This is a genomic window from Mesorhizobium sp. WSM4884, assembly GCF_029625675.1.
Lineage (GTDB): Bacteria > Pseudomonadota > Alphaproteobacteria > Rhizobiales > Rhizobiaceae > Mesorhizobium.
In genome coordinates this window covers 406,793-433,013 of the sequence record NZ_JARTVO010000002.1, presented here as the reverse complement: position 1 = coordinate 433,013, position 26,221 = coordinate 406,793, and the positions used below count along the sequence as shown (strand labels likewise).

Here is a 26,221-nt window from a genome sequence, read left to right as displayed (position 1 = left end):
CCCCAAGCCGGAACCTGCCGTACGCATCGGATTCATCAGGGTCCGATGCTCTAGATGTCCAGCGTGTGGTCGCGCTCCCACTGCGTGAAGTGCGAAGCATAGGAATTCCATTCCTGCTGCTTCAGCTTTAGATATGCCGACGAAAATTCCTCACCCAGCGCCGTCTTCAGCGATTCATCATTGTCGAACTCGCGCAGCGCATCGAGCAGGTTGAGCGGCAGCTTCGGCGCATCGGTCACCGTATGGCCGAACTGGTACATGTCGATGTCGTAGCGCTTGCCGGGGTCGGCCTTGGAGCGGATGCCGTCGAGGCCGGCGGCGACAATGACGGCCTGCAGCAGATAGGGGTTGGCGGCGCCGTCGGGCAGGCGCAGCTCGAAGCGCCCCGGTCCCGGCACGCGCACCATGTGGGTGCGGTTGTTGCCGGTCCAGGTCACCGTATTCGGCGCCCAGGTCGCGCCCGAAATGGTGCGCGGCGCGTTGATGCGCTTGTAGGAGTTGACCGTCGGGTTGGTGATCGCGGCAAGCGCCGAGGCATGCTTCATGATGCCGCCGAGAAAATTCCTGCCCTTGGCGGACAGGCCGAGCTCCTCAGAGTTGTCGGCGAAGACATTGTTCTTGCCGGTTTCGTCCCACACCGAAATGTGCGCATGGCAGCCATTGCCGGTCAGGCCCTGGAACGGTTTCGGCATGAAAGTCGCGCGCAGGCCATGTTTCTCCGCAATCGACTTGACCATGAATTTGAAGAAGGAGTGCTTGTCGGCGGTCGCCAGCGCATGGTCGAAGGTCCAGTTCATCTCGAACTGGCCGTTGGCGTCCTCATGGTCGTTCTGATACGGGCCCCAGCCCAACGCCAGCATGTGGTCGCAGATCTCGGCGATGACGTCGTAGCGTCGCATCACCGCCTGCTGGTCGTAGCAGGGCTTGGATGCGGTATCGTACTGGTCGGAGATGGCGCTGCCGTCCGGCGAGATCAGGAAGAACTCCGCCTCGATGCCGGTCTTGACATGCATGCCGTCGCGGGCGGCCTCTTCGATCACCCGCTTCAGCGTGTTGCGCGGCGCCTGGTCGACGAGCTTGTCGTCCATCACGCAGGTGGCCGCCACCCAGGCGACGTCGGGCTTCCATGGCAACTGAATCACCGAATCCGGATCCGGCACCGCCAGCATGTCGGGATGCGCCGGCGTCAGATCGAGCCACGTGGCGAAGCCGGCGAATCCCGCGCCGTCCTTCTGCATATCGGCGATCGCCTGTGCCGGCACCAGCTTGGCGCGCTGCCCGCCGAACAGGTCGGTGTAGGAGATCATGAAATATTTGACGTTTTTCGCCCTCGCGAATTCTGCAAGATCTTTAGTCACACCAGTTCCCCATTTTTTGTCGGCCATGGCCCACGGCATATGGGTCTTGGCCCTTCGTTGATCAGAAGCCGTTCTTCCCTGGTATCCAGTTGGTGCCGGCAAGCGGCACGCCCGCCATGGCGGCCGCTTCGATGGTGAGCGAGACGAGGTCCTCCGGTTCGAGATTGTGCAGGCTGTTCTTGCCGCACGCGCGCGCGATCGTTTGCGCTTCGAGTGTCATGACCTTCAAATAATTCGCGAGCCGACGCCCCGCGGCGATCGGGTCGACCCGCTTCATCAGCTCGGGGTCCTGCGTGGTGATGCCCGCGGGGTCCTTGCCTTCGTGCCAGTCGTCATAGGCGCCGGCGGTGGTGCCGAGCGCGTTGTAATCCGCCTCCCAGCGCGGATCGTTGTCGCCGAGCGCGACGAGTGCCGCCGTGCCGATGGAGACGGCATCGACGCCAAGCGCCAGCGCCTTGGCGACATCGGCGCCGTTGCGGATGCCGCCCGAGACGATCAACTGCACTTTGCGGTGCATGCCGAGATCCTGCAGCGCCTGCACCGCTGGCCTGATGCAGGCGAGCGTCGGCTGGCCGACATTCTCGATGAAGACTTCCTGGGTTGCAGCTGTGCCGCCCTGCATGCCGTCGACCACCACCACGTCGGCGCCGGCCTTCACCGCAAGTGCTGTGTCGTAATAGGGGCGGGCGCCGCCGACCTTGACGTAGATCGGCTTTTCCCAGTCGGTGATCTCGCGGAGCTCGAGGATCTTGATCTCGAGATCGTCCGGCCCGGTCCAGTCGGGATGGCGCGAGGCCGAGCGCTGGTCGATGCCTTTGGGCAGGGTGCGCATCTCGGCGACGCGATCGGAAATCTTCTGGCCGAGCAGCATGCCGCCGCCGCCTGGCTTTGCGCCTTGACCGACGACGACTTCGATCGCGTCGGCGCGGCGCAGATCGCGCGGGTTCATGCCGTAGCGCGACGGCAGGTACTGATAGACCAGCGTCTTCGAATGGCCGCGCTCTTCCTCGGTCATGCCGCCGTCGCCGGTAGTGGTCGAGGTGCCGGAAAGCGTCGCACCGCGTCCCAAGGCTTCCTTGGCCGGACCGGAGAGCGAGCCGAAACTCATGCCGGCGATTGTGATCGGAATCTTGAGCTCGATCGGCTTCTTGGCGTGGCGCGACCCGAGCACCACGTTGGTGTCGCAACGCTCGCGATAGCCTTCGAGCGGATAGCGCGAGATTGAAGCGCCGAGGAACAGAAGGTCGTCGAAATGCGGAACCTTGCGCTTTGCGCCGCCGCCGCGGATGTCATAGATGCCGGTGGCGGCCGCGCGGCGGATTTCGGAAAGCGTGTAGTCGTCGAAGGTCGCGGATCTGCGCGGCGTCGTGGGAGGATTGTGATAGGCCATTTCTGTCCTCAATACGCGTCGGCGTTGTCGATGTTGAAATTGTAAAGCTTGCGCGCCGAGCCGTAGCGCTTGAATTCCGATGGCTTCACGCCGGTGATGCCGGCGCGGTCGAGCAGGCCCTGCAGGAGTTCGATATGCTCGGGCCGCATCTCCTTGGCGATGCAGTCGGCGCCAAGGCTCTCGACCTTGCCGCGCACGAAGAGCCGCGCCTCGTAGATGGAGTCGCCCAAGGCATCGCCGGCATCGCCCAGCACAACCAGATTGCCGGACTGCGCCATGAAGGCCGACATGTGGCCGATATTGCCGTGCACAACGATGTCGATGCCCTTCATCGAGATGCCGCAGCGCGAGGAGGCGTTGCCCTCGATGACCAGCAGGCCGCCGCGGCCGGTGGCGCCGGCATATTGGCTGGCGTCGCCTTTGACCACGATCGAGCCGGACATCATGTTCTCGCCGACGCCTGGTCCGGCCGAGCCATGCACGGTGATGGCGGCACCATCATTCATGCCGGCGCAATAGTAGCCGACGCTGCCGCGCACATCGATGCTGACCGGCTGGTCGACGCCGACGGCGACGGAATGGCTGCCTTTTGGATTGAGCACTTCCCAGGCGGTCTCGTTCGAGCCGGGGACGAGATTGTGAAGAGCCTGGTTCAGCTCGCGCAACGACTGCTGGCCGAGGTCGAAGACCCTCGCATGGCCTTGCTCGCGCTGCGCCTTCGGCATGGGTGTTGCAGGCATGAACTCAATGCTCCCAGAAATAGACGGTTGCGGGCTCCGGTTCCCAGACCCTCGCATTGTCTATGCCGGGCAGCTTGGTGAGCGCGCGATATTCCGAGCCGAAGGCGACATACTGGTCGGTCTCGGCCATCACGGCAGGCTTGCAGGCGATCGGATCGCGAACTACGCCGAAGCCGTTCTTGGTGCCGACCACGAAAGTGAAGAAACCATCGAGGTCGGAAAGCGTGCCCTCCAGCGCCTCGCCGAGATTCTTGCCATGCGCCATCCGGTTGGAGAGATAGGCGGCCGCCACCTCGGTGTCGTTCTCGGTCTCGAACGTCATGCCCTCGCGCACCAGCTCGCGCCGGACATTGTTGTGGTTGGACAGCGAGCCGTTGTGCACCAGGCACTGGTCGGCGCCGGTCGAGAAGGGATGCGCGCCCATTGTCGTGACCGCCGACTCCGTCGCCATCCGGGTATGGCCGATGCCGTGCGTGCCGGTCATCGAGCGCACGTCGAAGCGATCGACGACGGCTGCCGGCAGGCCGACTTCCTTGTAGATCTCGACCGCTTCGCCGGCACCCATGATGCGGAGGTCTGGCCTGAGCGACTGCAGCGCTTCGCGCGCCGCGTCGACCTTGTCCGGCGTGGTCCTGATCACCGCATGCGTCGACTTCACCGCGACGCTCACCGGCGCGCCGATCGCCTTGGCGAGCTCGGCGTCGAGGCCGCGGAAATCGCGATCGGGCTTCGGCGACTGCACGGTGATCTTGGCCTCGTTGCCGGTTGCCGCGCCATAGATGGCGATGCCGGCGCTGTCCGGACCGCGGTCGCTGAGCGAGATCAGCATTTCCGACAGCATCGCGCCGAGCTTCGGCTCCAGCGCCTTGTCCTTCAGGAAAAGTCCGACGATTCCGCACATGTCAGCCTCCAATGTTTATGGCTCCCCTGATGATGTACCGAATGATATGGGGGAATTCAATGGTATGAAAGAAATTTTCCTCTGATTATATGTCCGCTTTCGCGCCGCTTGTGGTGCCGTTGCCGTCCGGATGGCTCCGTTGGGCCCATATCGCGTGGCGGATGCGCGCAATCCTGTAGGCATCGAGGATCGACAGCGCATAGATGAGGAAGCCGCCGGCATGGCGGCCGATGAAGCTGGCGTCGGCAGGCGCCACCTTGGTCGTCACCCAGCCGAGGATCACCATGAAGAACAGGAACTGCAGGCCGCGCGCCGGCAAGCCGAGCACGACATGCCCGCTACCCGGCAGGACGATCGCCGAGGCCAGCACTAGATAGGGATTCGAAGGCCGGGTGGCGGGATTGGTGGCGTCGGTCATGCGGCCTGCCTTTCGCGCTTGTTGATCGCATGGCGAAGCGAGGATGCGGTCGCAAGCAGCTCTTCGAGCAAGGCCGGATCGAGCCTCGCGTCGCCGAATGCGGCTTGGCGGTACACGCCGTAACGCGCCCGGTCGGCCTGCGCCAGCAGCCAGACGATGCGCACGCCCTTCGGCGTGATCAGCAGTTCCTTGGCGCGGCTTTCGGCGAAGATTCCGGCATGCGCGGCGATCAAGTCCTGCGGGAAAGCGACGCCGCGGCGATCGGTCCTGAGCACTGCTTCGGCGGGGAACGCTGTTACCTTCGGCAGCGTGTGCTCGAGATGATCGAAATTGGAGAAGGTCGTCGGCGATCCCGGCCGCATCATCATGTCGAAAACGCCCGGCACCGCGACCGGTTCGGTGATCGTCACGCTCAGCCAGCGCGTCGGAAGCTTTCGGGTGGCGAGCGTGTCGACGATGGTGCGCACCTGCGCGCGCTCGCCATTCCAGGAACCGGCCCAGGTGGCGACGCCGGCCGTGCCGTCGGAGACGTCGATGGCATCGGGGATGACCGCGCGGATGGCGGCCGCGTCGGCGGCGAGCGCGGCCCAGGCCTTGTTGCGGCTGGCGCGCGCAAGCCAGACGAGGTGGAGGACGACGGCAAGCGCGATCGCTCCGGTAAGCAAGACTGACATCAACTCGGACATCTCGACACGCCAAAAACCCGCCGCCGGGGCGGCGGGTTTTTTCCGTTCAATAGCCCTGCGGCTTCGGCCACGGCATGGTGAACTGGTCGCCGCGGCGCACGAACTTGTAGCGGTAGAAGTGGAACCACAGCGAGATCAGGAAATAGAAGATGGTCATCGCGATAAGCTGCGAGCCGAAGCCGAGGAAGATGGCGAAGAAGGTCACCACGCATAGGCAGAACAAGACGATCGCCGGCAGCGGATGGAAGGGATGCGTGTAGCCGCGGCGGATCGAACCTAGCGGCCACTTTTTGCGGAACATCATGATGTTGATGCTCATGAAGGTGTACTGCAGCACGCCCGACAGGATCGAGAAGGTGATCGCCTGGTTGAGGTCGGCGATGAAGGCGAAGGCTAGCGCGATCGGCAGCAGGAACAGGATCGAGCGGTAGGGCGTGCGGTATTTCGGATGCACGGCCGAGAACCAGCTCGGCAGATAGCGGTCGCGGCCGAGCGAGAACCAGGCACGCGCCGCGTCGTTGATGCAGCCATTGGCGGAAGCAAGTGCTGCAAGCAGCGTCGCGATGAACAGCAAGTTCTCGAGCAGCGGGCTGCCTGTCAGCTTGCCGGCGTCCCACAGCGGATAGTAGGTGATGCCGAGATACTCCCACGGCATCAGCGAGGCGCAGACATACCAGGTCATGGCTGCGGCGATCAGAAGGGTGATCATGCCGGCCATCGTGCCGTAGGGCAGGGAGCGCGCCGGCGAGCGTACTTCCTCGGCCGCCTGCGTGGTGCCTTCGATGCCGAGATAATACCAGATGCCGAACTGGAAGGCGGCGATCACGCCGATCCAGCCATAGGGCAGTGCGTTGCCGGGCGTGACCAGCTCGTTGAGCTTCAGCACCGCACCTTGCGTCCACGGGCTCACCGAGAAGAACAGGACGACGATCGAGATATAGGCGATCGCGGTGATGATGAAGTTGACGTTGAGCGTCATCAGCACGCCGCGATAATTGAGCCATGCCAACACCACGATGGTCGCGGCGATGAAGGAATTGTGCGTCAGTCCCTCGACGCCCGCCTTGGCGACGATGGTGTCGCCGAGCAGGATGGCGTCCGACACTTCGAGCATGGTGTAGGCAAACACCAGGAACAGCGCGACGTTGAAGGCCATCAGCGGCCCGACGATGTGCTTGGCCTGCGCGTACTGGCCGCCGGCGGCGGCGACGGTGGAGGTCACCTCGGAGTCTATCATGGCGACCGAGGTGTAAAGCAGGCCGACGATCCAGCAGACGATCAGCGCGGCCAGCGCGCCGCCCTTGTCGGCGGCGAAGTTCCAGCCGGTGAACTCGCCGACAAGCACGATGCCGACGCCGAGCGCCCAGACATGGGCGGGGCCGAGCACGCGAAGCAGCGAGACCCGGTCGCCGTGGATTACCGTTTCTCTCGTTTCAACCGCGACTGTCATTGGTGAGGCTCCACTCAGATCCGGTGCTTTTCGGAGACGGCTTCAAGCTCGCCTTCGCGCGAGGAGGTCAGCACATCCTCGGAATAGGTCGTGTCGACCTTGAACCAGTCGTAGAGCATCCACAGCGCGAGCAGGATCGAGATGCCCCAGCATGCGTAAGAGACTGTCATCCACATGATCGTGTCCCCGAATTACATGTCGTCGAAAGCTTACTTGTCGTCGAATTTTTCGTTGATCACCTCGCGATATTCGCGATCGGAGGCGCGGAACAGGAAGACGAAATAGGCGATCAGCACGATCGCCATGATGATCAGCGTCGGCCAGTCGATGATGTAGTGGAAATGGTTGCGGATGACGTCATGCGCCGTCTCCGGCGTGTAGCCGAGCTTTTCCCAGACCGCGGCCATGGTCGCGTTCTGGCCGAGCGCGTCCCAGGTCTTGGTGTCGAGCGCATCGATCGACTTGGCCGCGCCGGCGAGGCCGAGTTTCAGCGGCAGCCACAGCGCCACGAAGATGGCGACCACGACGACGGCGATGTCGAAGATCTGACCGGCCTTGTTCTGCTCCGGCGGGATGTAGCGGGACATGGTTTCTCCCTTCAGGACTGGCGGTTGCGGAACGCGTCGGCGTTCTTGATGTCGAGGCCGTAGATGAAATCCTTGTCTTCCTTGTAGTGGTTGAGCATCGCCAGGATGGCGGCGGTGTTGAAGATCAGCACCGCGGCGGCCGCGATCACCACCACGAGCTTGATCCCGCTGTCTGGGATGTAGGCCCAGGTCATCAGGAGGACGAAGAGGATCGTCGCCCATAGGCAGACGATCAGGAGCACGGATCCGCGCACGTCGGAACGGTACAGCGCTTCGATGCGCTGCTGCAGGTCGGACATCGGTTTTTTCCCCTTTTCTCGACGTCCGGCCCCGAAGCGGCCGGGCGTCCACTCTTTCAACAGAGTGAAATTTTTTTCATAAATTCCGCCCGAACCGCGACGTTGTCAAGACGGTTTTACGTTCGGCAAGCCGTTTGGTGCCGGTCCGCCGCTTTGCCTGTGGATAAAAACTGTTTGCCTGCAGGAAATTACCACAAGCTGGCGGCGCGCTGGCACCGGCCGGCAAAAGCCGACGCAGATGCATCGCATGGCGGGCGGCAAGATGCGGATCGAGCGGTGGCAGCCGGTGCTTGGCTTGCCGGCAGGTCAGCTCGTGCTGTTCTGCGGATAGCAGATGATCGAGAGATAGCGCATCGGTAGCTGTGTCAGTTCTTCCGGCCCATGCGGCGCGTCGGCGTCGAAGAACAGGCTGTCGCCCGGCTTCATCGGATAGAGATGGCTGCCGTGCCGGTACACGACCTCGCCCTCGAGCATGTAGAGGAACTCCATGCCCGCATGCTGGAAGGTCGGGAACACGTCCGAATCTTCGGTCAGCGTGATCAGATAGGGCTCGACGACGACGCCGCTGGTGTTCGCGCCGATATGGCCGAGCAGATTGTACTGGTGACCGGCACGCGTGCCGCGGCGCTCGACGTCGACACCTTCGCCGGCCTTGACGAAGACGGCGGCGCGTTCCTCCTCGAAGCGGCGGAAGAAGGCGGTGACCGGCACGCCGAGTGCCCGCGACAGCGCCTGCAGCGTGGTCAGCGATGGCGAGGTGATGCCGTTCTCGATCTTCGACAGCATGCCGAGCGAGATGTCGGTGGCGGCGGCGAGATCGGCGACCGTGATGCCGAGCTTCTTGCGGAAGGCGCGCACCTCATGGCCGATCGCCACCTCCAGCACTTTCTCGCGCGTGTCGCGGATGGCATGCGGGTTCTGCGTCAGCGGCGCGCGGATGGTTCGGATGGTTCGCCCGTCCGCCGAAACGCCCTTCGGCGACGGCTTGGCTTGGGCGGCCGCATCGGAAGGCTTGGTGTTGACAGTCCTCTTCGCCATGGCGCCCTCAACTTTCCGCCGATTTATTTCACTCACGGTGAACATATTCGGTGGCGATACAGGAGCGCAACGACTGCGGCAAGCCATCTTGTGCCGACGCGGCCTTGGCGCCGCCCGTCGCCTCGAGGCATGAGCCGACTCACGACATGATCAGGCCGCCGTCGACATTGATGGTCTGTCCAGTGATGTAGGCGGCATCGTCGCTGGCGAGAAAACTCACCAGGCCCGAGACATCCTCGCCGCTGCCGGCGCGTCCCATCGGGATGTTCTTCACCCATTCCGCCATCAGCTCGCCCGGCTTGTAGTCGCCGAGCAGCTTGCCCCAGGCGGTATCGTTATAGGCCCACATGTCGGTGTCGATGATGCCGGGGCAGATGGCGTTGACGGTGATCTTTTCCTTGGCCACTTCCTTGGCGAGGCTCTGGGTGATGCCGACGACGCCGAACTTCGAGGCGGCGTAATGCGGCGTGTAGATGAAACCCTGTCGCGCCTGGCCGGATGCGGTGTTGATCAGCCGACCGCCTTCGCCGTGCTTGCGCATGCGCGCGATCGCTTCCTGGCAGCACAGGAACACGCCTTTGGTGTTCACCGCCATCACCTTGTCCCACTCGGCCTCCGTCATCGCCTCGATTTTCGCGATCGTGATGACGCCGGCGTTCTGCACCGAGATGTCGACGCGGCCGAACTCCTTTTCGGCGAGATCGTAGAGTGCCGCCACCTCGTCCTTCTTGGTCACGTCCATGCGTATCGTGGCGACCTTGGCGCCCGACGCCTTCAGGCTCGCCGCGACCTCGTCGACGCGCGCATCGATGGCGCTGACCACGACCGCCGCGCCTTCCGCCGCGAAGCGTCTCGCCATGGCCGCACCGATGCCGCCGCTGGCCCCCGTGACGACCGCCGTCTTTCCTTCAAAACGCTTCTGCATTTTCTCTCCTACCAACAGACGAAGCCGCCATCGACGATCAGGTCGATGCCGGTGACGAAACTTGCGGCGCGGCTCGCTAGGAACACCGTCGGTCCGATCATCTCCTCGGGCGTCGCCATGCGGCCCATCGGCGTGTCGCGCTCGAAGATCTTGACCTGCTCGGCGACCTCCGGCCGCTTGTTCATCGGCGTCAGCGTGTAGCCCGGACTCACCACGTTGACGCGCAGACCGCGATCGGCCCACTCCATGGCGAGGCTCTTCGACATGTGGATCACGGCCGCCTTGGAGGAATTGTAATGCGCCTGCGTCAGGCCGCGGTTGATGATCGAGCCGGACATCGAGGCGATGTTGATGATCGAGCCCTTGCGGCGCGGCAGCATGACGCGCGCCTCGGCCTGGCACGAGAGAAAGACGCCGCTGACATTGACGTCATAGATCTTCTGCCATTTTTCCATCGGCAGCGTCTCGGCAGGGTCGGCCCCCGCGACGCCGGCATTGTTGACGGCGATCGTCAGCGCGCCGAGTTCCTTTTCCGTGCGGTCGATCGCGGCCGACAGGTCGCTTTCGGACGTCACCGTGCCGGTCAGCACCAGCGCCTTGCGGCCGAGCGCCCTGATCTTGTCGGCCGTCTCTTCCAGTCCGCCCTTCGAGCTGTGGCCGAAACAGGCGACGTCGGCGCCGGCTTCCGCGAGCCCGATGGCGATCGCTTGGCCGATGCCGCTGCCGGCGCCGGTCACCAGCGCCACGTCGCCATGAAGATCGAAAAGTTTGGTCATTGGTTCCTCTCCTCCCTGCTCTCCCGGAACAAAGGGCGCCAACTCTTTGTTGGCGCCCCGCGCGGTCCGGTGCTTGGGAGGGTATCACCTGCTGCGCTTTGTTCCGATTCCGCGGGTTGCTTTTTCTCGTGCCTCAGCTCGTGGCGAGCTCCATGACGGCGACATTGCTTGCTTCCTCGCGATCGAGGATGCCGCGCTGGCGGCCGCGGCTCAGCACAAGCACGCGGTGCGAGAGCCCCAGCACTTCCTCGAGGTCCGAGCTCACCACCACCACCGCCATGCCCGAGCGGGCGAGATCGGCGATGACGTCGTAGATCGCCGCGCGCGCGCCGACGTCGATGCCGCGCGTCGGCTCGTCGAGGATGAACACCTTGGGCGGCCGCGACACCCATTTGGCGATGATCACCTTCTGCTGGTTGCCACCCGAAAGCTTGCCGACTGCCTGGTTCGGCCGTCCCTTGACGCCAAGCCTGGAGATACCGGCCTCGGCGAACCTCTGCACCGCCTTCGGAAATACCCAGCCCTTCGGCGCGACATGGTCGAAATTGCCGATCGCGAGGTTCTCGCCGATCGTCTGTTCCAGCACGACGCCTTGCGCCTTGCGGTCTTCCGGCACCAGTACGACGCCGGCCTTGATCGCGGCCGCCGGGCCGCTGAGATGGATCGGCTGGCCGGCGATGCGCACCGAGCCGGACAAGATCGGATCGGCGCCGGCGATCGCCCGCACCAGCTCCGTGCGGCCGGCGCCGATGAGCCCGGCAATGCCGAGAATCTCGCCTGATTTCACCGCGAAGGAAACGTTGTTGAAGCTGCGCTCCGGCGACGACAGGTTCTCGACCTCAAGCAATGTCTTGGCGCCGGGCGGCGAGAGCTTCGGGAACATGCGCTCGACGCTGCGCCCGACCATCTGTTCCACCACGGTGCGCACCGGGATATCGGCGCGCTCGTGCCGGGCGACGATGCGGCCGTCGCGCATCACCACCACGCGGTCGGCGATCTGCGCGATCTCGTCGAGGCGGTGGCTGATATAGATGAAGGACATGCCTTCCGCCTTGAGCTTGCGGATCTGCTTGAACAGCAGTTCCGTTTCCTCGCCGCCGAGCGCCGCTGTCGGCTCGTCGAGGATCAAAAGCTCGGCATTCAGCGTCAGCGCCTTGGCGATCTCGACCTGCTGCTGGGCGGCGACGCGCAGCGTGCGCACCTTGCGCTCGGGCGAGACGTCGAGGCCGAGGCGCTTCAACTGCGTCGAGGCCTTGGCGTTCATGGTCGCGCGGTCGATGCGGCCGCCGCGCATCGGCAGGCGCCCGACATAGACGTTCTCCGCCACCGACAGGTCCGGCAGCAGCTTCAGTTCCTGATGGATCATGCCGACCCCGGCCTCGATGGCCGCGGCGGGATTGGCGGGGGAATAGGGCTTCCCCCGCCAGATGATGGTACCGGCATCGGGCTTGGTCGAGCCGGCGATGATGTTGGACACCGTTGACTTGCCGGCGCCGTTCTCGCCGAGCAGCGCCACGACTTCGCCCGGCCGCACCTCGAAGCTCGCATCGGCCAGGACCTGCACCGGTCCGTAGCTCTTGCAGAGTCCGTTGACGAAGAGCCCGTTATGCGGGCTTTCGCCATTGTGGGGATCAAGGGACATCGTGGCGCTCTTCAGGTTTCGGCTAGCCAGCTCTCAGGGATGCTTCTCGATGAACTGCGCGACATTGTCCTTGGTGGTCAGCGTCGCGTCCTGCAGCTGGTCGGCGGGCAACTTGTCGCCGGCCACGAGCTTGACCGCCGAATCGACGGCGAGCCGGCCCATGCCCTGCGTCTGCTGCGTCGCGGTTACGTCGAACACGCCATCCTTCAGCGCCTTCAATGCTGCCACGTCGCCGTCGAAGCCGGCGATCCAGACCTTGTGGTCTGGATTGGCGACCTTGACCGCCTGCGCGGCGCCCAACGCCAACGCATCGGCCTGGCCGAAGATGATCGAGACGTTCGGGTGGGCCTGCAGCAGGTCCTGCGCCAGCTTGAAGCCTTCGTCCTGATGCCACTGGTCGCTCCAGAGCTCGCCGACCACCTTGATGTCCGGATTGGCCTTCAGCGCTTCGCCGCAGCCCTTTGAGCGGTCGACTTCCGGCGTCGTGCCCTTCTGGCCATGGATGATGACCATCTCGCCCTTGCCGCCGGCCTGCTTGGCGATGTAGTCGCACACGCCCTTGGCGGAATTGACGCTGTCGGTGGCGATGAAGGTGTCGCCGGGCGCGCCGTCGGCGTTGCGGTCGACATTGACCACCGGGATGCCGGCGGCCTTCGCGGTCTTGGTCGGCACGGTGGCTGCGGTGGCGCCGGCCGGGATGTAGATCAGCGCATCGATGTTCTGCGTGACGAGGTCCTGCACCTGGCTGACCTGCGTTGCCGAGTCGCCCTTGGCGTCGACGGTGATGACCTCGATGCCCTTCTCCTTGGCGTAGGCTTCGACCGACTGCTTGATCTGGTTGAAGAAGTCTGCCTGCAGATTGGCGACGGCCAGCCCGAGCTTCTTGGCGTCCTTGGCCGAGGCGGCGTCGGACAGGCCGAGCAGCGGGACGATGGCCGCGGCCGCAAGCAGCAGTGAACGTTTGGTCAGCATGTTTTTCCTCCGTTGGTGTTCAATCTGTCCGCCTGCGCATCGCGGCGCCCCCGGCCGGACAGTCCCAGTCTCGGATCGACCGATCCGTTTCGCCCGGACATTCGGGCGAATCCCTATTGCCTGCGGCGCCGCCAGGTATCGGTGGCGACCGCCAGCGCGATCACAACACCGATCACCACCTGCTGGATGAAGGGCGAGACGCCGAGCAGGTTGAGCCCGTTGCGGAGCACGCCGATGATCAGCACGCCGATCGCCGTGCCGCCGATCGAGCCGATGCCGCCCGACAGGCTGGCGCCGCCGATCACCACCGCGGCGATCGTGTCGAGCTCGTAGCCGACGCCCGAGCTTGGCTGCACCGAATCGAGCCTGGCCGCGAGCACGATGCCGGCCAGCCCCGCCAGCAGTCCGCAGATCGCATAGACCCAGTTGGTCAGCGACTTCACCGGGATGCCGGAGAGGCGGGCGACCTCGGCGCTGCCGCCGATGGCGTAGAGGTTGCGGCCGGTGGCGCGATAGTTGAGGAAGATGGCGAAGACGATCGCCAGCACGATCATCAGCCCGACGGTGATCGACAGGAAACCGAAATGGCGCACGATCGACAGGTTGGTGAACCAATCGGGAAAGCCGACGATCTGCGAACCGTCGGTGATCATGTTGGCAAGGCCGCGCGCCACCGACATCATGGCGAGCGTCGCGATGAAGGGCGGCAGTTTCGTCACCGTCACCAGCAGGCCAGAGACGAGGCCGCAGAGGGCAGCGATGACGAGCGCGGCCGCGATGCCTAACGGGACGCCGAGATTGAGATAGTCGGGGTAGGCGACATAGCCCATCACCATGGAGGCCAGCGCCAGCACCGAGCCGACCGAAAGGTCGATGCCGCCAATCAGGATCACCAGCGTCATGCCGATCGCCATGATGCCGAGCACGGTCACCTGGTCGAGCACGTTCAAGATGTTGCGAAAGGTGAGGAAGGTGTCGGTGGTCAACGCCAGCGCCAGGCACAAAAGCACCAGCCCGATCAGCGGTCCCATCGTTCCGGCAAACAGCGCCGAAAGCTTTGCACCCGACGCGGCCTGCGCGGCGCCGGTGCCGGCCTTCAACTCGCTCGTCTCGTTGCTCACGGCCACTTCGTCTCCTCCGTCAGCGGGCTGGCGTGCCTCGCCGTCCGCTCTTGTTCACCAGGCATCCTCCCTTGTGAACAATTTATCTTTGATATGCAATTTTGTTCAGCTAAAACATTCATCAGAAAATTGTCAAGTGCCGCGACGCATTCGGCGGCGGTTTGCGCGGACCGACGGTTTGTCATAGGGAAGTCCAGCGCACCCGGGAGGCATAAGGATGGCGGTGATCGAGAACGAGAAGGCTTCGCGCTTTCCGGATGCCGAGCTCAAGGCCCGCGCCGCCTGGCACTATTATGTCGAGGGCCTGACGCAGGAGCGGATCTCGGAGATTCTCGGCATCGGACGCATCAAGGTGCATCGCATCCTGTCGGCCGCGCGTGAGGAGGGCGTGGTCCAGTTCCGCATCCGCGACAGCGTCGTCGAATGTGTGCAACTGGAGGAAAGCCTGAAGCAGCGCTTCGGTCTCAGCCAGGCCGTGGTCGTGCCGTCGGCCGCCGATCGCAGCAATGCGCCACTGATGATCGGCCACGCCGCCGCCGCCTATCTGGCCGACAACGTCAATCCCGGTGACGTCATTGCGCTGGGCTGGGGCCGCACCCTGAAATTCGCCATCAACGAACTTCCCAGGAGACCGATCGCCAGGACCACGGTGGTCTCGATGCTCGGCGGCCTCACCCACGCGCAGCCGCTCAACCCGACCGAGAGCGCCTGGGAATTCGCCGAAAAGATCGGCGCCGAATGCTACCTTTTGCCGGTGCCGGTCTATGCCGACAGGCCGGAGCAGCGCGATGCCTTCATGAGCCAGCGCAGCGTCCAGGACGTCGTCTTCCGGGCGCGGCGCGCCAACATCGCCGTGCTCAGCGTCGGTTCCTTCTCCAGCGGCAGCCCGATCGCCAATTACGGCTTCATCAAGCCGAGCGAGCTCGAGGAATTGCAGGCGGCTGGCGCGGTTGGCGACATCCTCTGCCATTTCATTGACGCCGAGGGCCGCATCGTCGACCATGAGGTCAATCGCCGCGTCTGCGCCTATCCGCTGCAGGACCTTTCCGACATTCCGACCACCATCCTGGTGTCGGGCGGACAGGAGAAGATCGCCGTCATGCGCGCCGCGCTCGCCAATGCGAAGGTCTCGGTGCTGATCACCGATGAGGACGCGGCCAAGGGGCTGCTCAGCCGTTAGAGCAATTTCCGTCCGGAATTGCTCCAAACAAAGAGATGGCCGTTTCCGTGAAGCGGTGAACCTCTTTATCCTTCCGCGACCTCGCCGAGCCGGGCGTGAATGTCGCGTATGGCGTGATAGAGGTCGCGGTAGATTGCCTTGCGGGCGCGATAGATCGGCACCAGCGCTTCGATGGGATCGACCTGCTTCGTTGGCTGTGCCGCCATCGCCTTTGCCGCGTCCTCCGGCGAAGCGAACCAGCCGATGGCCGAGGCCGCCAGCATGGCGGCACCCAGCGCCGCCGCCTCGTTGACCGGCGAGACGAAGAGCGGCCGCTCGAGCACGCTCGCCATGATCTGCATCAAGAGCGTGGAATTGGTGCCGCCGCCGGCCGCGACCATCGCGCTGGCCTTGCCGGTCTGCTCTTCCATCGCGTCGGTGGCGATGGCCTGTTCCAGCGCGATGCCTTCCAGCACCGCGCGGAAGAGGTGCTTCGGCTCGTGGTCGAGCGACAGGCCGACGATCGCGCCGCGTGCGGCACCGTCCCAATACGGGCTCATGACGCCGGCCCAATAGGGCATGACGAGCAGGCCGTCGCTGCCGGGGGCAACAGTCATCGCCGCCTTTTCGAGCACGGCCGCCGAAGGCGAGCCGGTGGTGCGCACGATCCAGTCGACCAACTGCATGCCGGAGCGCAGCACCGTTTCCAGCATGAAGCCCGAGCCGGTCGGCGAAACCAGCGTGCGGAACGCGTCCGATGTCGTCACCGTGCCGGAATAGTTTCCGCTGACGACGCCGGAACCGAGCGAGAGATAGCTTTTGCCGGGACCGTAGACCCCCATGCCGAGGCCCATCGCCTGGCCGTCGCCAGCACCCGCCACGACCGGCGTGCCGGCCTCCAGACCGGTCGTCGATGCTATGCTTGCGGAAAGCGTGCCGCAGACCGCGCCTGGCGCCGTCAGTTCCGGCAATTGCTCCGCACGCAGGCCTGCCGCTTCGACCAGCCGCGGATGCCAGGCGCCGTGCGCGATGTCGAGCAGGCCGAGCGGATCGGCGCTTGCCGTGCTGGTGACGAGGCGCCCGGTCAGCCGGTGGACGAAGAAGGCGTGTACGTCGACAAGAGCTGCCGCATTGGTGAGCGCCTGCGGCTTGTGTTCCATCAGCCAGGCAAGGGCATAGAGCGCCGGCGTCGGGTCCGGCGGCTTGCCGCTCCAGTCGCGGATCGCCTCGCGGCCGAGCTCCTCCGAAAGCCGCGCCACTTGGCGACGGGCGCGTTCGTCGAGCCACAATATGGCGGGGATAAGCGGCTTGCCGGCGCTGTCGATCAGCGTGAAGGTCTCGCGCTGGTGAGCGATCGCGATCGCCTTGACGCGCGCCGCGCCGACCTTGGCGGCGACCTGCTTCAGCGCCGACAGCAGAGCCGTCCACCAGTGCTCGGCGTCCTGCTCGAAATGGCCGGGCGCCGGATTGGACAGCGGATAGGTCTCGCGCGCCTGGAACAGTTCAGTACCATCCCGCGAGAAGGCGATGGCCTTCACGGCCGTCGTCGAGGCGTCGATCCCGATTACGACATCGTCCATCAGGCGGGATTCCGAGGCTAATACATGTTGCGCAAAATGTGCCGCGGTTTTCAGCGAGGCGCTCTAGGCCGCGTTGGTTACGAACCGCCCGTCCGACTGGTCGAGACGACGGCGGATCTGGGTTATCACCATCGAATCGTCGGGTACACAATTTTCATAGGTCAGGAAGTCGCCCGCCTTGACCGGCTTCACCACCTTGGCGCGTTCTGCAAGCCCGATCGGCAACACGCCCTTGGCGCGCGCGTCCTCCCAGGTCATGGCGAAACCGCGATAGTCGTTCTCGCCGATCATGCCGAGCGACTGCCCGGTGCCGAGATTGGTCTTGGCGACCGCCACCGCTTCGGCCACCGGATGGTCGAGAGGCTCCATGTCGGCGCGCTTGTAGACCACGGCGCGCGCTGCCGAAAGCGGCACTTCCAGGCTGGTGAGGTGATAGGGGCGGAAGATCGTGAAATAGGGGCCTTTGCCGACCTTGAGGTCGATCATGCGCTCCAGCACGCGAGGGTGCTTCGTCTCGATGATGCAGAACACGCCGGGCGCGACACCCTTGCCGATCGAATAGTCGACCACGCCCTTGCGGTGCAGCACGCCGCCGTCCTCGCGCGGGCAGAGCACGCTGGCCAGTTCCTCCAGCGTCGCCGTCGGGCCATGCATGCCCGGCACGTCGGGCACCAGGCCGGTGGCGTTGGCGATGGCCACCATCTCGATCGCCGTCTTGGAGCCGTCGACGAACTCGACCAGCATGCGCGCATTCATGTTGCGCTCGGCCGCTTCCTTTTCGTAGTCGGCCGGCACCGCGTCGATGTTCAGCGGATTGTTCTTGCCCTTGCCGGCGGCAACGATATTGAAGCCGAGGCTCTTGGCAAAGCCGATGATCTCCAGCGTGCAAGCCGGCTCGTCGCCGGCAGCACCCGTATAAACCACGCCGGCCCTGCGCGCCTCTTCCTTCAGGAAGCGGCCTATTGTGATGTCGGCCTCGACATTGAGCATGACGATATGCTTGCCGTTCTTCATCACTTCGAGCGCGAACAGCGTGCCGATATTGGGATTGCCGGTGGCGTCGATGATGACGTCGACGCGGCCGGCGGCGGCGAGCGCATGCAGGTCCTCGGTGACGGCGATCTTGCCGGCCTCGATGGCGCGGTCGATGGCAGCCGCGTTGCTTGCCTGCACGATGTCGGAACGGTCATGGCCGGCGAGAAGCGCGGCGTCGATCGCCGCCTGCGGCCGGACTTCTGAAATGGCGCCGATGCGCATGCCCGGCATGAGTGCTACCTGAACGACGATGTCCGTTCCCATCTGCCCGGCGCCGGCGAGACCGATCGTGATCGGCCCTTGTTGCTCAGCGCGCTGCAGGAGTTCCGCTGCGAATTGCGGATGGGACATGTCGCTTCCTCCACTCATTGGCGCGTCGCCGCGCCGCGATCATCGTTTGAACATTCCTATTTCTATTTGAAAAATATTTCAACCGGCATTTGAGTCCTACCCGGGAGAAATCATTCCGATGTCGGCGGGACAGTGCCCCAAGGGGGAGATCGGCCGTCATTGCGATCCCCGCTAATTTTCAACGTTGAAAAGTGAGTGGGGCGCCGAAACAGCCAATCTCCCTCCTTGTGGGGGAGATGTCCGGCAGGACAGAGGGGGGCACGAAGGAATGCGACGGCTGCTATTTCTCACCGTACCGCTTCGTTGGCCAATGCCGCGAGTTGGAGCTCAAAAATACCCGTCGGACGCCGCCGTCGCTTCCTTAGGTATCTCCACCCCGTCGATGAGAATCTTGTCGACCAGCTCGTGATGAAAACACACCAGCCCCTTGATGCGCTCGGCCTCGTGCACCGGCTCGGGATAATACCAGACGAGGTTCTCGTGCCGCTTCTTGGGCGTCGTCACATGGTAGTAGTTGGAGATGCCCTTATAGGGACAGCGCGAGATGTAGCGGCTGGGCGTGAACATATCGAGCCGTGTGTCCGAGATCGGCAGATAGTGGCGCACCGGATGGCCGGTCTCGAACAGGAACACGCCGCGCCGTGAATCGGCGACCTGCTCGCCGTCGAGGATCACCTGCACGCGCCGCGAGGAGGGCAGGCAGTCGACGCGCCGGAACGGATCGCGGGCATGAACGAAGATCTCTTCGTCCTCCTCCCACCAATGCGTCATCTTCGGCCAGTAGAAGGATATGTAGTCCGCAATCGGCGGGCAGCCTTTGACCGGATCGAGATAACGCCAGGCGCCATCCTCGACCAGCGTGATGCCGGTGTTCAGCGAATAATGCGTCGCGGTGCCTTTGAACGGGTCCTCCGTCGTCGTCCTGCTCGGCAGCAGGAACTCCTCGCGCACGTCGCTCATCGGGAAGTAGTAGACCGGCAGATGGTCGCTCTCGTAGAACACGAGTGCCTTGGTGGTGTCGGCGACGATCATCGGCCCGACCTGCACGCGCAGCCGCTTGGGCGAGGGCATGGTGAAGGCGACATAGCCCGGTTCGAACTCATATTGCACGATACTGTCGAGCAGCGGGAAATGCGGCCCGCGGCCGCGCAAATGAGACTTGCGAATGGTCGTCGTCCTTTCCTCGTCGTTCGCGGCCAAGTTCTTGCGCGCGATCATGATCAGCCTATCGATATCCGGTCGAGCAGCAGACCGGCGGCGATCGGCGGCAGGCCGCTGACATTCTTGCGCACCGGCACCAAGAGGTCCGGGAAATAGCTAAAGATCACCGGCGTCTCGTCGAGCAGCAGCTTTTGGATATCGGACGCGGCCTTGCGCTGGGAATCGAGATCGAGCGCCTTGAGATAGCCGGTGACCAGCCCGTCATAGGCGGTGTTCTTGAAATGCGCCGCGTTCCAGGGGCCGTCGCTGACCAGCGGGCTTTTCAGGAACACATTCGGCACGCTGCGATGCGCGTAGTCGGTGATGCCGAGCGGGGTATCCAGCCAATCCGACTGGCCGAACACCGCCTTGCCGTAATATTTGTCCTGGTCCTCGATGTTGAGCGAGATGCGTGCGCCGATCTCCTTGGCGAAGTTCTGGAAGAGCTGCGCGTATCCGGGAACGTCGGAATAGCGCAGCGTCGTCAGCGTCATGTCGAAGCCATTCGCGATGCCTGCTGCTTCCATCAGCTGCTTGGCCTTGGCGATGTCCTGCGTGCGCTGCGCCACCGACTTGTCGGTAGCGGGGAAGGCCGGCGCGAACGGGCTGTCGTTGCCGGTGGCCGCCATGCCGCGGCAGAGCCCGTCGACCAGCTTGGAGCGGTCGATGCACAAGGCCAGCGCCTGGCGCACCCGCTTGTCGGTGAAGGGGGCCATGTCGCAGCGCATATGGAGCTGGCGATGCGCGGTCGAGGCGACGCGCAGCACGGTGATGTCCGGATTGCCGAGCACCACCTGGCTGACGTCGAGCGGGATGGCGTCGAGCACGTCGACCTCGCCCGCCTGCAGCGCCAGGATGCGCGGCTGCACGTCGGCGTAGAACTTGAACTCGAGTCGGTCGGGCAGCGCCTTCTCGCCCCAATAGTCAGGGTTGCGCACGAAGCTCGCGCCGACTTTCGGCGTATAGCTTTCGAGCCGGAAAGGGCCGGTGCCCTCGAAAGTCTTCTCGTAGTCGCCCTTGTAGCTCGCCGGCAGGATGACGGCATTGTAATTGTCGATCGACACCGAATAGGGGAAGCTGCCGTTCGGCGCATCGAGATGGAACTCGACGGTGTGGTCGTCGACCTTGCGCGTGCCGCCTTTCGACAGCAGGCCCTTGAATACCGACAGCGCGTTGGATGCGCCGTTCGGATCGGCGAGCCGGTCGAAGGTCGCCACGACGTCGTCGGCCTTGAAGTCCTCGCCATTGTGGAATTTCACGCCCTTGCGCAGCTTGAAGGTCCAGACGCTGCCGTCGGCATTAGGCGACCAGCTTTCCGCCAGCACCGGTTTCAACGTGAGGTCCGGCTGCGTCACGCACAGGAATTCGGCCGTCTGGAAGACAAGCTGGTAGCTGCCGCTGTCATAGAAGGTCACCGGATTGATGGCGCCGCCGGGCAAGGCGACGCCTGCACGCACCGTGCCGCCCGGCTTGCCTTCGGCACGCGCTTCAGGAGCGCCAAGTCCGACCGCCGAGGCGATGCCGCCGAGCAAGGGCAGCGACAGGCCGAGCACGCTGCCATGGCGCAGGAATTCGCGACGCCCGATCCTGCCGGCGAGCAATTCGTCGATAGCGGAATTTTCGATTGCGCTGAGATGTCTGCGAGCGGCGTCGATCGTCCTGAAATGCTTCGGCATGGTTGCATTCCTTGGCTGGCGTGGGGGCTTTGTCATCTAGTTCATTGTTGATCGCGACCGAAAAGCGATATTTTTTGATGAAGGCCATCGGTATCTTCGATTGCCACCGAGCCGAAAGCGAATGCCATGGATACCGAGAATCTGCGCAGTTTCCTTGAGGTCGCCGAGCACGGCAGTTTCACCGTCGCCGCCCACCGGCTGAACCTTGCCCAGTCCACCGTCAGCGCGCGCATTCGCGGGCTCGAAGAACAATTGGGACGCAAGCTGTTCGTCCGTGACAGCGACGGCGTCACGCTGACGCCCGCCGGCCGGCAGTTTTTGCCGCATGCCTCGACGATCACCCGGACCTGGGAGCAGTCGCGCCAGGACATCGCGGTTCCTGATGGGTACGAGACGCTGCTGAGGCTCACCGCGCCTGCCTATCTCTGGGACAGCATCACCTCGCCCTGGATCGACTGGATGCGGGCGAAGCGGCCGAACGTGGCGCTCAGGCTGGAAGGCAGCTTTCCGGATCTCGCGATCGACCAGATGGCCGAGGGCCTGCTCGACATCTGCATTCTCTATCTGCCCAAGCCTCATCCCGGCATCGTCTATGAGACATTGGCCGTCGATCAGGTGGTGCTCGTCCAGCATACGGCGCAGGCCGGGCCGTGGACACAGAATTACATCCTGATGGACTGGGGGCTGGAATTCCGCGTCGAGCACGACCGCGCCTTCGCCGCCATGGTGAAGCCCGCGATCTCCGCCGGGCTGGTGTTCATCGGCCTGCAGCATGTGCTGTCGCAACGGGCGGCCCGCCTATCTGCCGCTGAGCGCCGTCAGCGCTCACATCGAGCGCGGCGAGTTGCGGCGCGTCGAGGACACGCCGGTGTTCCAGCGGCCCATCTACCTTGCCTACCCCGAGAACCCGGCATCTTCGGATGCCCTCGATATAGCCCTGGCCGGCCTGCGCACGCTCGCCAGGAACCTGTCCGGCGATCAGGCTTTCGCGGAGAGCGACCGCGCCTTCAGCATGGCGGGTGGGGCGGCATTTTGATCGCGATCACGCCGGCTCCACGGCCTTCGGCTTCTGCAGCCGTGCCAATTCCGCAAAAGGAATGTGGCAGCGGATCGTGTGCCCAGGCTCGGCCTCGATGAGTTCCGGCTCCTGCGTCTCGCAGATCGCGCCGATCTTGCGCGGGCAGCGCGTGTGGAAGACACAGCCTGTCGGCGGGTTGGCCGCGCTCGGGATTTCGCCGTCGAGGCGGATGCGCGAGCTCTCCGTCCGGTCGAGTTTAGGCACGGCCGACAGCAGCGCCTCGGTATAGGGGTGATGCGGGCCGGAAAAGACCGCTTCCGACGGTCCGAACTCCATGATGCGGCCGAGATAGAGCACGGCGATCTTGTCGGACAGATAACGCACCACGCCGAGGTCGTGCGAGATGAAGATGTAGCTGACATCCTGCTTCGACTGCAGGTCGGCGAGCAGGTTGAGGATCGCCGCCTGCACCGACACGTCGAGTGCCGAGGTCGGCTCGTCGCAGACGACGATGCGCGGATCGCCGGCGAAGGCGCGCGCGATCGCCACGCGCTGCTTCAGCCCGCCCGAAAGCTGCCGCGGCTTGACCGCGAGATGGCGGTCGGTGAGGCGCACCGAGCGGACAAGCTCTTCGAGCCGCGTGTCCAGCGTCTTGCCGGTGAGCCCGCCAAGCCGCTTCAAGGCGCGGCTGAGGATGTGCCGGATCGAATGCGAACGGTTGAGCGCCGAGTCCGGGTTCTGGAAGACGATCTGCACCGCCTTGACCTGATCTTCCGAGCGGCTTGCAAGCCGTGGCGCCAACTCTCTGCCTTCGAGCTCGATGCTGCCGCCGTCGTCCGGCGAGACGAGGCCGAGCAAAAGCCTCGCGAAGGTCGTCTTGCCGCTGCCGGATTCGCCGACCAGGCCGAGCGTCTCGCCGGGCCTCAGGCTGACAGAGACGTCCTTCACCGCTCTCAGCGCACGGCCGTGGCTGGCATAGGTCTTGTTCAGCCCTTCGACCCGCAGCACGGGTGGCGCCTGCTTCGGCGCCACGGCAGGAAGCTCGGCGGGCGTGGCGCGCGGCAGCGCCTGCGCCTTGTCGTGATAGTGGCAGCGCGACAGCCGGCCTTCACCCAGATCGTAAAGCGGCGGCGGCTCGCTGCGGCAGCGCTCCGTCGCCAGCGCGCAGCGGTCGGCGAAGGCGCAGCCGACGATATTGGCGCCGATGCCGGGCAGGAAGCCGGGGATGGTGTCGAGCCGGCCCTGATCCTTGCGCTGGCCTCCGCGTGGCAGGCAGCGCAGCAAGGCGACTGTGTAAGGATGGCGCGGGTCGTTGAACACGTCCTTGGTCGCGCCTTCCTCGACGAGCATGCCGGCATAGAGCACGCCGACGCGGTCGCACATGTTGGAGACGACGGCGAGGTTGTGGCTGATGAACAGGATCGATGCCGACAGCTCCCTTCTCAGTTGAGCGATCAGGTCGAGCACTTCGGCTTCGACGGTTGCGTCGAGGCCGGTCGTCGGCTCGTCGAGGATCAGCATCGATGGGTCGTTGGCCAAGGCCATGGCGATCGCCACGCGCTGCTGCATGCCGCCGGACAACTGATGCGGATAGCGCTGCATGACGCTCACCGGATCGGAGATGCGCACAAGGTTCAGCATCGCGATCGCCTTGTCGTTCGCCGCCTGTCCCGAGATGCCGGCAAGCTCGAAAATCTCGGTCAGTTGCCGTCCGATGCGCAGCGACGGGTTCAGCGCCTTGCCGGGATCCTGGTAGACCATCGACACGCTCTCCGCGCGGGCGCGCCTGAGCGCATCGGCGTCGAGCTTCATCACGTCCTTGCCGTCGAGCGCGATCGAGCCGCCGGTGATCGAGCCGTTGCGCGGCAGGTAGCGCACCACCGACAGCGCCGCGGTGGACTTGCCGCAGCCGGATTCGCCGACCAGTCCGTAGGCTTCGCCGCGGCCGATCTTGAAGCTGACATTGCGCAGCACCGCCCGGTTGCGGCCGCCGACGCGATAGGCGACCGAGAGATCGTTGAGCTCGAGCGCGTTCGTGTCAGTCATTGAACGCTCCATGGACACCGTCGGCCACCAGGTTGACGCCGATAACCAGCGAGGCGATCGCCAGCGCATCGAACAGCACCGTCCACCAGAAGCCGCCGCCGATCATGCCGTAGTTGCTGGAGATCGAGAGCCCCCAGTCGGGCGAGGGCGGCTGGATGCCGAAGCCCATGAAGGACAGCGTGGCGACGGCGAAGATCGCATAGCCGAGCCGCACCGTCGTCTCGACCAGGATCGGCGGGATGACATTGGGCAGGATCTCCACGAACATTGTGTGCAGCGCGCCTTCGTGGCGCAGCTTTGCCGCCGCGACATAGTCGAGCTCGCGTTCGGCGAGCACCGCCGAGCGCACCGTGCGGGCGATGATCGGCGCGAAGCTCAGGCCGATGACGATGATGACGGTGATCTTCGAGGTGCCGAGCGCGACGATGGCGAGCAGCGCGATGATCACCACAGGGATCGCCATGAAGGCTTCCAGCACGCGGCTGACGATGTCGTCGACGATGCCGCGGAAATAGCCGATCAGCAGGCCGAGCGCGGTGCCGGCGACGGTCGCGAGCAACGTGGCCAAAGGCGCGACCGTCAGGATATCGCGCGAGCCGACGATGACGCGCGAGAAGACGTCGCGGCCGATCTGGTCGGTGCCGAACCAGTGCTCGGCCGAGGGCGGCGAAAGCGCGTTGATGATGTCGTCGGCGAGCGGGTCGTAAGGCACGAAGTGCTCGCCGAACAGTGCGCAGACGATCCAGAACAGGACGATACCGAGCCCGGTCAGGAAGGTGCCGGACCGCAACAGCGAATGCAGCACCTCGCCCCAGGGGCCGCGCCGCGAAGCGGCGTCGGGTGCGGGCACATTCGCGGGAGTGTCCGTCGCGCTCATTGCTCTGCTCCCAGCCGGATGCGCGGATTGAGCACGGAATAGAGGAAGTCGGCGACCAGGGTCGCCACCGCGTAGACGATGCCGATGGTGAGGATGCCGGCCTCGAGCATCGGAAAATCCTTGCCGCGCGCGGCGGTGAAGATCAGCGAGCCGATGCCCTGGTAGCGGAACAGCGTCTCGATGACGACCAGCCCTCCGATCAGGTAGCCGGTCTGCGTGGCGATGACGGTGATGGTCGGCAACAGCGCGTTGCGCAGCACATGCCGCCAGATCACCGTGCGCCACGGCAGGCCCTTGAGCACGGCAGTGCGCGTATAGTCGGAATCGAGCGCCTCGATCATGCCCGACCGCGCCATGCGGGCGATATAGCCGAACAGCACCAGAAACAGCGGCAGCGACGGCAGGATGAGATAATAGAGCTGGATGAAGAAGCCGGCGCCTTTCGGCCAGGCCGCGGCGATCGGCAGCCAGCGCAGCCATACGCCGAAGATCAGGATCAGGATGATGCCGGTGACGAATTCGGGCAGCACCGTCACCGACAGGCCGCCTAGGCTGATGATGCGGTCGAGCGGCCGGTTGAGGTTGAGCGCCGCGATGACGCCGCCGAGGATGCCGATCGGCACCACCAGCACGAAGGCGACGAGCGCCAGCTTCAGCGAATTGCCGAGCGCGCCGATGACGAAAGGCGCCACCGGCGCGCGGAAAATGTAGGACGTGCCCATGTCGCCATGCAGGAAATTCCAGATCCAGCTTCCGTACTGGACGAGCAGCGGCCGGTCGACGCCGAGCGAATGGTTGAGCGCGTCGACGGCGCGCTGATCGGCGAACGGTCCAAGGATGGCACGCCCGACATTGCCGGGCAGCACCTGGCCGCCGAGGAACACCATGACGCTGAGCAGGAACAGCGTGACAAGCGACAGAGCGAGGCGCCGGACGAGGAAAGCGAGGATGGCGAATACTCCTATTGGAGCCGGCT

The 26,221-nt window shown here is 64.6% G+C and carries 24 protein-coding genes and 1 pseudogene; 2 read left to right on the top strand and 23 right to left on the bottom strand.

What is annotated here, in order from left to right; translation table 11 throughout:
• Positions 1-50 precede the first annotated feature (50 nt).
• From glnT to P9236_RS04645, 16 genes are all read right to left on the bottom strand, one after another.
• Positions 51-1,358 (bottom strand): type III glutamate--ammonia ligase, encoded by a 1,308-nt coding sequence (gene glnT / locus P9236_RS04720; RefSeq protein ID WP_278073427.1) that lies wholly within the window; start codon positions 1,356-1,358, stop codon positions 51-53.
• Positions 1,359-1,419: 61 nt separating this feature from the next.
• Entirely contained in the window at positions 1,420-2,748 is a 1,329-nt protein-coding gene (locus P9236_RS04715; RefSeq protein WP_278073426.1) for an FMN-binding glutamate synthase family protein, read from the bottom strand.
• Between the two features lie 8 nt (positions 2,749-2,756).
• Positions 2,757-3,473 (bottom strand): GXGXG domain-containing protein, encoded by a 717-nt coding sequence (locus tag P9236_RS04710; RefSeq protein WP_278073547.1) that lies wholly within the window; start codon positions 3,471-3,473, stop codon positions 2,757-2,759.
• A 19-nt stretch (positions 3,474-3,492) separates the two neighbouring features.
• Positions 3,493-4,389 (bottom strand): glutamine amidotransferase family protein, encoded by an 897-nt coding sequence (locus P9236_RS04705; protein WP_278073425.1) that lies wholly within the window; start codon positions 4,387-4,389, stop codon positions 3,493-3,495.
• A gap of 85 nt (positions 4,390-4,474) precedes the next feature.
• On the bottom strand, positions 4,475-4,807 hold the full coding sequence (locus tag P9236_RS04700) for a hypothetical protein (protein ID WP_278073424.1): 333 nt from the start codon (positions 4,805-4,807) through the stop codon (positions 4,475-4,477).
• Positions 4,804-5,493 carry a hypothetical protein gene (locus tag P9236_RS04695; RefSeq protein WP_278073423.1) on the bottom strand — a complete coding sequence of 230 codons (690 nt, stop codon included), beginning with the start codon at positions 5,491-5,493 and terminating at the stop codon, positions 4,804-4,806. Before P9236_RS04695 ends, P9236_RS04700 begins: the two co-directional genes overlap by 4 nt.
• 46 nt (positions 5,494-5,539) lie before the next feature.
• Positions 5,540-6,943: an amino acid permease gene (locus P9236_RS04690; RefSeq protein WP_278073422.1), complete on the bottom strand. Its 1,404-nt coding sequence runs from the start codon at positions 6,941-6,943 to the stop codon at positions 5,540-5,542.
• Between the two features lie 14 nt (positions 6,944-6,957).
• Positions 6,958-7,113 carry a hypothetical protein gene (locus P9236_RS04685; RefSeq protein ID WP_278073552.1) on the bottom strand — a complete coding sequence of 52 codons (156 nt, stop codon included), beginning with the start codon at positions 7,111-7,113 and terminating at the stop codon, positions 6,958-6,960.
• A gap of 39 nt (positions 7,114-7,152) precedes the next feature.
• Positions 7,153-7,530, bottom strand: coding sequence for a hypothetical protein (locus P9236_RS04680; RefSeq protein WP_278073421.1), 378 nt, complete (start codon positions 7,528-7,530; stop codon positions 7,153-7,155).
• A gap of 11 nt (positions 7,531-7,541) precedes the next feature.
• Entirely contained in the window at positions 7,542-7,829 is a 288-nt protein-coding gene (locus tag P9236_RS04675) for a hypothetical protein (RefSeq protein WP_278073420.1), read from the bottom strand.
• Between the two features lie 306 nt (positions 7,830-8,135).
• On the bottom strand, positions 8,136-8,867 hold the full coding sequence (locus tag P9236_RS04670) for a helix-turn-helix domain-containing protein (RefSeq protein WP_278073419.1): 732 nt from the start codon (positions 8,865-8,867) through the stop codon (positions 8,136-8,138).
• A 139-nt stretch (positions 8,868-9,006) separates the two neighbouring features.
• Positions 9,007-9,792 (bottom strand): glucose 1-dehydrogenase, encoded by a 786-nt coding sequence (locus P9236_RS04665; RefSeq protein WP_278073418.1) that lies wholly within the window; start codon positions 9,790-9,792, stop codon positions 9,007-9,009.
• Between the two features lie 8 nt (positions 9,793-9,800).
• Positions 9,801-10,568 (bottom strand): SDR family oxidoreductase, encoded by a 768-nt coding sequence (locus P9236_RS04660; RefSeq protein ID WP_278073417.1) that lies wholly within the window; start codon positions 10,566-10,568, stop codon positions 9,801-9,803.
• Positions 10,569-10,701: 133 nt separating this feature from the next.
• Positions 10,702-12,210: a sugar ABC transporter ATP-binding protein gene (locus P9236_RS04655; protein WP_278073416.1), complete on the bottom strand. Its 1,509-nt coding sequence runs from the start codon at positions 12,208-12,210 to the stop codon at positions 10,702-10,704.
• A gap of 33 nt (positions 12,211-12,243) precedes the next feature.
• Positions 12,244-13,182 (bottom strand): sugar ABC transporter substrate-binding protein, encoded by a 939-nt coding sequence (locus P9236_RS04650; RefSeq protein ID WP_278073415.1) that lies wholly within the window; start codon positions 13,180-13,182, stop codon positions 12,244-12,246.
• Positions 13,183-13,295: 113 nt separating this feature from the next.
• A complete protein-coding gene (locus tag P9236_RS04645; protein ID WP_278073546.1) occupies positions 13,296-14,213 on the bottom strand; it encodes an ABC transporter permease in 918 nt (305 codons plus the stop codon).
• A 307-nt stretch (positions 14,214-14,520) separates the two neighbouring features.
• On the opposite strand from P9236_RS04645, the gene P9236_RS04640 reads away from it, so the two are divergent.
• On the top strand, positions 14,521-15,483 hold the full coding sequence (locus P9236_RS04640) for a sugar-binding transcriptional regulator (protein WP_278073414.1): 963 nt from the start codon (positions 14,521-14,523) through the stop codon (positions 15,481-15,483).
• 65 nt (positions 15,484-15,548) lie between these two features.
• Here P9236_RS04640 and P9236_RS04635 read toward each other — a convergent pair whose 3' ends face one another.
• The 4 genes from P9236_RS04635 to P9236_RS04620 form a co-directional block, all read right to left on the bottom strand.
• Positions 15,549-17,042: an FGGY family carbohydrate kinase gene (locus P9236_RS04635; RefSeq protein WP_278073413.1), complete on the bottom strand. Its 1,494-nt coding sequence runs from the start codon at positions 17,040-17,042 to the stop codon at positions 15,549-15,551.
• 63 nt (positions 17,043-17,105) lie between these two features.
• Entirely contained in the window at positions 17,106-18,428 is a 1,323-nt protein-coding gene (locus P9236_RS04630; protein ID WP_278073412.1) for a homoserine dehydrogenase, read from the bottom strand.
• 327 nt (positions 18,429-18,755) lie between these two features.
• Positions 18,756-19,646: a DUF427 domain-containing protein gene (locus P9236_RS04625; RefSeq protein WP_278073411.1), complete on the bottom strand. Its 891-nt coding sequence runs from the start codon at positions 19,644-19,646 to the stop codon at positions 18,756-18,758.
• A gap of 2 nt (positions 19,647-19,648) precedes the next feature.
• On the bottom strand, positions 19,649-21,304 hold the full coding sequence (locus P9236_RS04620) for an ABC transporter substrate-binding protein (RefSeq protein WP_278073410.1): 1,656 nt from the start codon (positions 21,302-21,304) through the stop codon (positions 19,649-19,651).
• 126 nt (positions 21,305-21,430) lie between these two features.
• Between P9236_RS04620 and P9236_RS04615 the strand changes: the two are divergent.
• A pseudogene (locus tag P9236_RS04615) lies at positions 21,431-22,340 on the top strand (LysR family transcriptional regulator).
• Between the two features lie 6 nt (positions 22,341-22,346).
• Here P9236_RS04615 and P9236_RS04610 read toward each other — a convergent pair.
• From P9236_RS04610 to P9236_RS04600, 3 genes are read right to left on the bottom strand one after another with little or no spacing between them, the layout of a single operon-like run.
• Positions 22,347-24,368 (bottom strand): ABC transporter ATP-binding protein, encoded by a 2,022-nt coding sequence (locus P9236_RS04610; RefSeq protein WP_278073409.1) that lies wholly within the window; start codon positions 24,366-24,368, stop codon positions 22,347-22,349.
• Entirely contained in the window at positions 24,361-25,245 is an 885-nt protein-coding gene (locus P9236_RS04605; RefSeq protein ID WP_278073408.1) for an ABC transporter permease, read from the bottom strand. The genes P9236_RS04610 and P9236_RS04605 overlap by 8 nt, the downstream gene beginning before the upstream one ends.
• Positions 25,242-26,195, bottom strand: coding sequence for an ABC transporter permease (locus P9236_RS04600; RefSeq protein WP_278073545.1), 954 nt, complete (start codon positions 26,193-26,195; stop codon positions 25,242-25,244). The genes P9236_RS04605 and P9236_RS04600 overlap by 4 nt, the downstream gene beginning before the upstream one ends.
• Between the last annotated feature and the right edge of the window lie 26 nt (positions 26,196-26,221).

What these genes read in the sequence shown, in the direction of transcription:
- P9236_RS04715 (WP_278073426.1), bottom strand. Translation starts at nt 2,748, where the DNA reads ATGGCCTATCACAATCCTCCCACGACGCCGCGCAGATCCGCGACCTTC.
- P9236_RS04710 (WP_278073547.1), bottom strand. Translation starts at nt 3,473, where the DNA reads ATGCCGAAGGCGCAGCGCGAGCAAGGCCATGCGAGGGTCTTCGACCTC.
- P9236_RS04705 (WP_278073425.1), bottom strand. Translation starts at nt 4,389, where the DNA reads ATGTGCGGAATCGTCGGACTTTTCCTGAAGGACAAGGCGCTGGAGCCG.
- P9236_RS04700 (WP_278073424.1), bottom strand. Translation starts at nt 4,807, where the DNA reads ATGACCGACGCCACCAATCCCGCCACCCGGCCTTCGAATCCCTATCTA.
- P9236_RS04695 (WP_278073423.1), bottom strand. Translation starts at nt 5,493, where the DNA reads ATGTCCGAGTTGATGTCAGTCTTGCTTACCGGAGCGATCGCGCTTGCC.
- P9236_RS04690 (WP_278073422.1), bottom strand. Translation starts at nt 6,943, where the DNA reads ATGACAGTCGCGGTTGAAACGAGAGAAACGGTAATCCACGGCGACCGG.
- P9236_RS04685 (WP_278073552.1), bottom strand. Translation starts at nt 7,113, where the DNA reads ATGACAGTCTCTTACGCATGCTGGGGCATCTCGATCCTGCTCGCGCTG.
- P9236_RS04680 (WP_278073421.1), bottom strand. Translation starts at nt 7,530, where the DNA reads ATGTCCCGCTACATCCCGCCGGAGCAGAACAAGGCCGGTCAGATCTTC.
- P9236_RS04675 (WP_278073420.1), bottom strand. Translation starts at nt 7,829, where the DNA reads ATGTCCGACCTGCAGCAGCGCATCGAAGCGCTGTACCGTTCCGACGTG.
- P9236_RS04670 (WP_278073419.1), bottom strand. Translation starts at nt 8,867, where the DNA reads ATGGCGAAGAGGACTGTCAACACCAAGCCTTCCGATGCGGCCGCCCAA.
- P9236_RS04665 (WP_278073418.1), bottom strand. Translation starts at nt 9,792, where the DNA reads ATGCAGAAGCGTTTTGAAGGAAAGACGGCGGTCGTCACGGGGGCCAGC.
- P9236_RS04660 (WP_278073417.1), bottom strand. Translation starts at nt 10,568, where the DNA reads ATGACCAAACTTTTCGATCTTCATGGCGACGTGGCGCTGGTGACCGGC.
- P9236_RS04655 (WP_278073416.1), bottom strand. Translation starts at nt 12,210, where the DNA reads ATGTCCCTTGATCCCCACAATGGCGAAAGCCCGCATAACGGGCTCTTC.
- P9236_RS04650 (WP_278073415.1), bottom strand. Translation starts at nt 13,182, where the DNA reads ATGCTGACCAAACGTTCACTGCTGCTTGCGGCCGCGGCCATCGTCCCG.
- P9236_RS04645 (WP_278073546.1), bottom strand. Translation starts at nt 14,213, where the DNA reads ATGGGACCGCTGATCGGGCTGGTGCTTTTGTGCCTGGCGCTGGCGTTG.
- P9236_RS04640 (WP_278073414.1), top strand. Translation starts at nt 14,521, where the DNA reads ATGGCGGTGATCGAGAACGAGAAGGCTTCGCGCTTTCCGGATGCCGAG.
- P9236_RS04635 (WP_278073413.1), bottom strand. Translation starts at nt 17,042, where the DNA reads ATGGACGATGTCGTAATCGGGATCGACGCCTCGACGACGGCCGTGAAG.
- P9236_RS04630 (WP_278073412.1), bottom strand. Translation starts at nt 18,428, where the DNA reads ATGTCCCATCCGCAATTCGCAGCGGAACTCCTGCAGCGCGCTGAGCAA.
- P9236_RS04625 (WP_278073411.1), bottom strand. Translation starts at nt 19,646, where the DNA reads ATGATCGCGCGCAAGAACTTGGCCGCGAACGACGAGGAAAGGACGACG.
- P9236_RS04620 (WP_278073410.1), bottom strand. Translation starts at nt 21,304, where the DNA reads ATGCCGAAGCATTTCAGGACGATCGACGCCGCTCGCAGACATCTCAGC.
- P9236_RS04610 (WP_278073409.1), bottom strand. Translation starts at nt 24,368, where the DNA reads ATGACTGACACGAACGCGCTCGAGCTCAACGATCTCTCGGTCGCCTAT.
- P9236_RS04605 (WP_278073408.1), bottom strand. Translation starts at nt 25,245, where the DNA reads ATGAGCGCGACGGACACTCCCGCGAATGTGCCCGCACCCGACGCCGCT.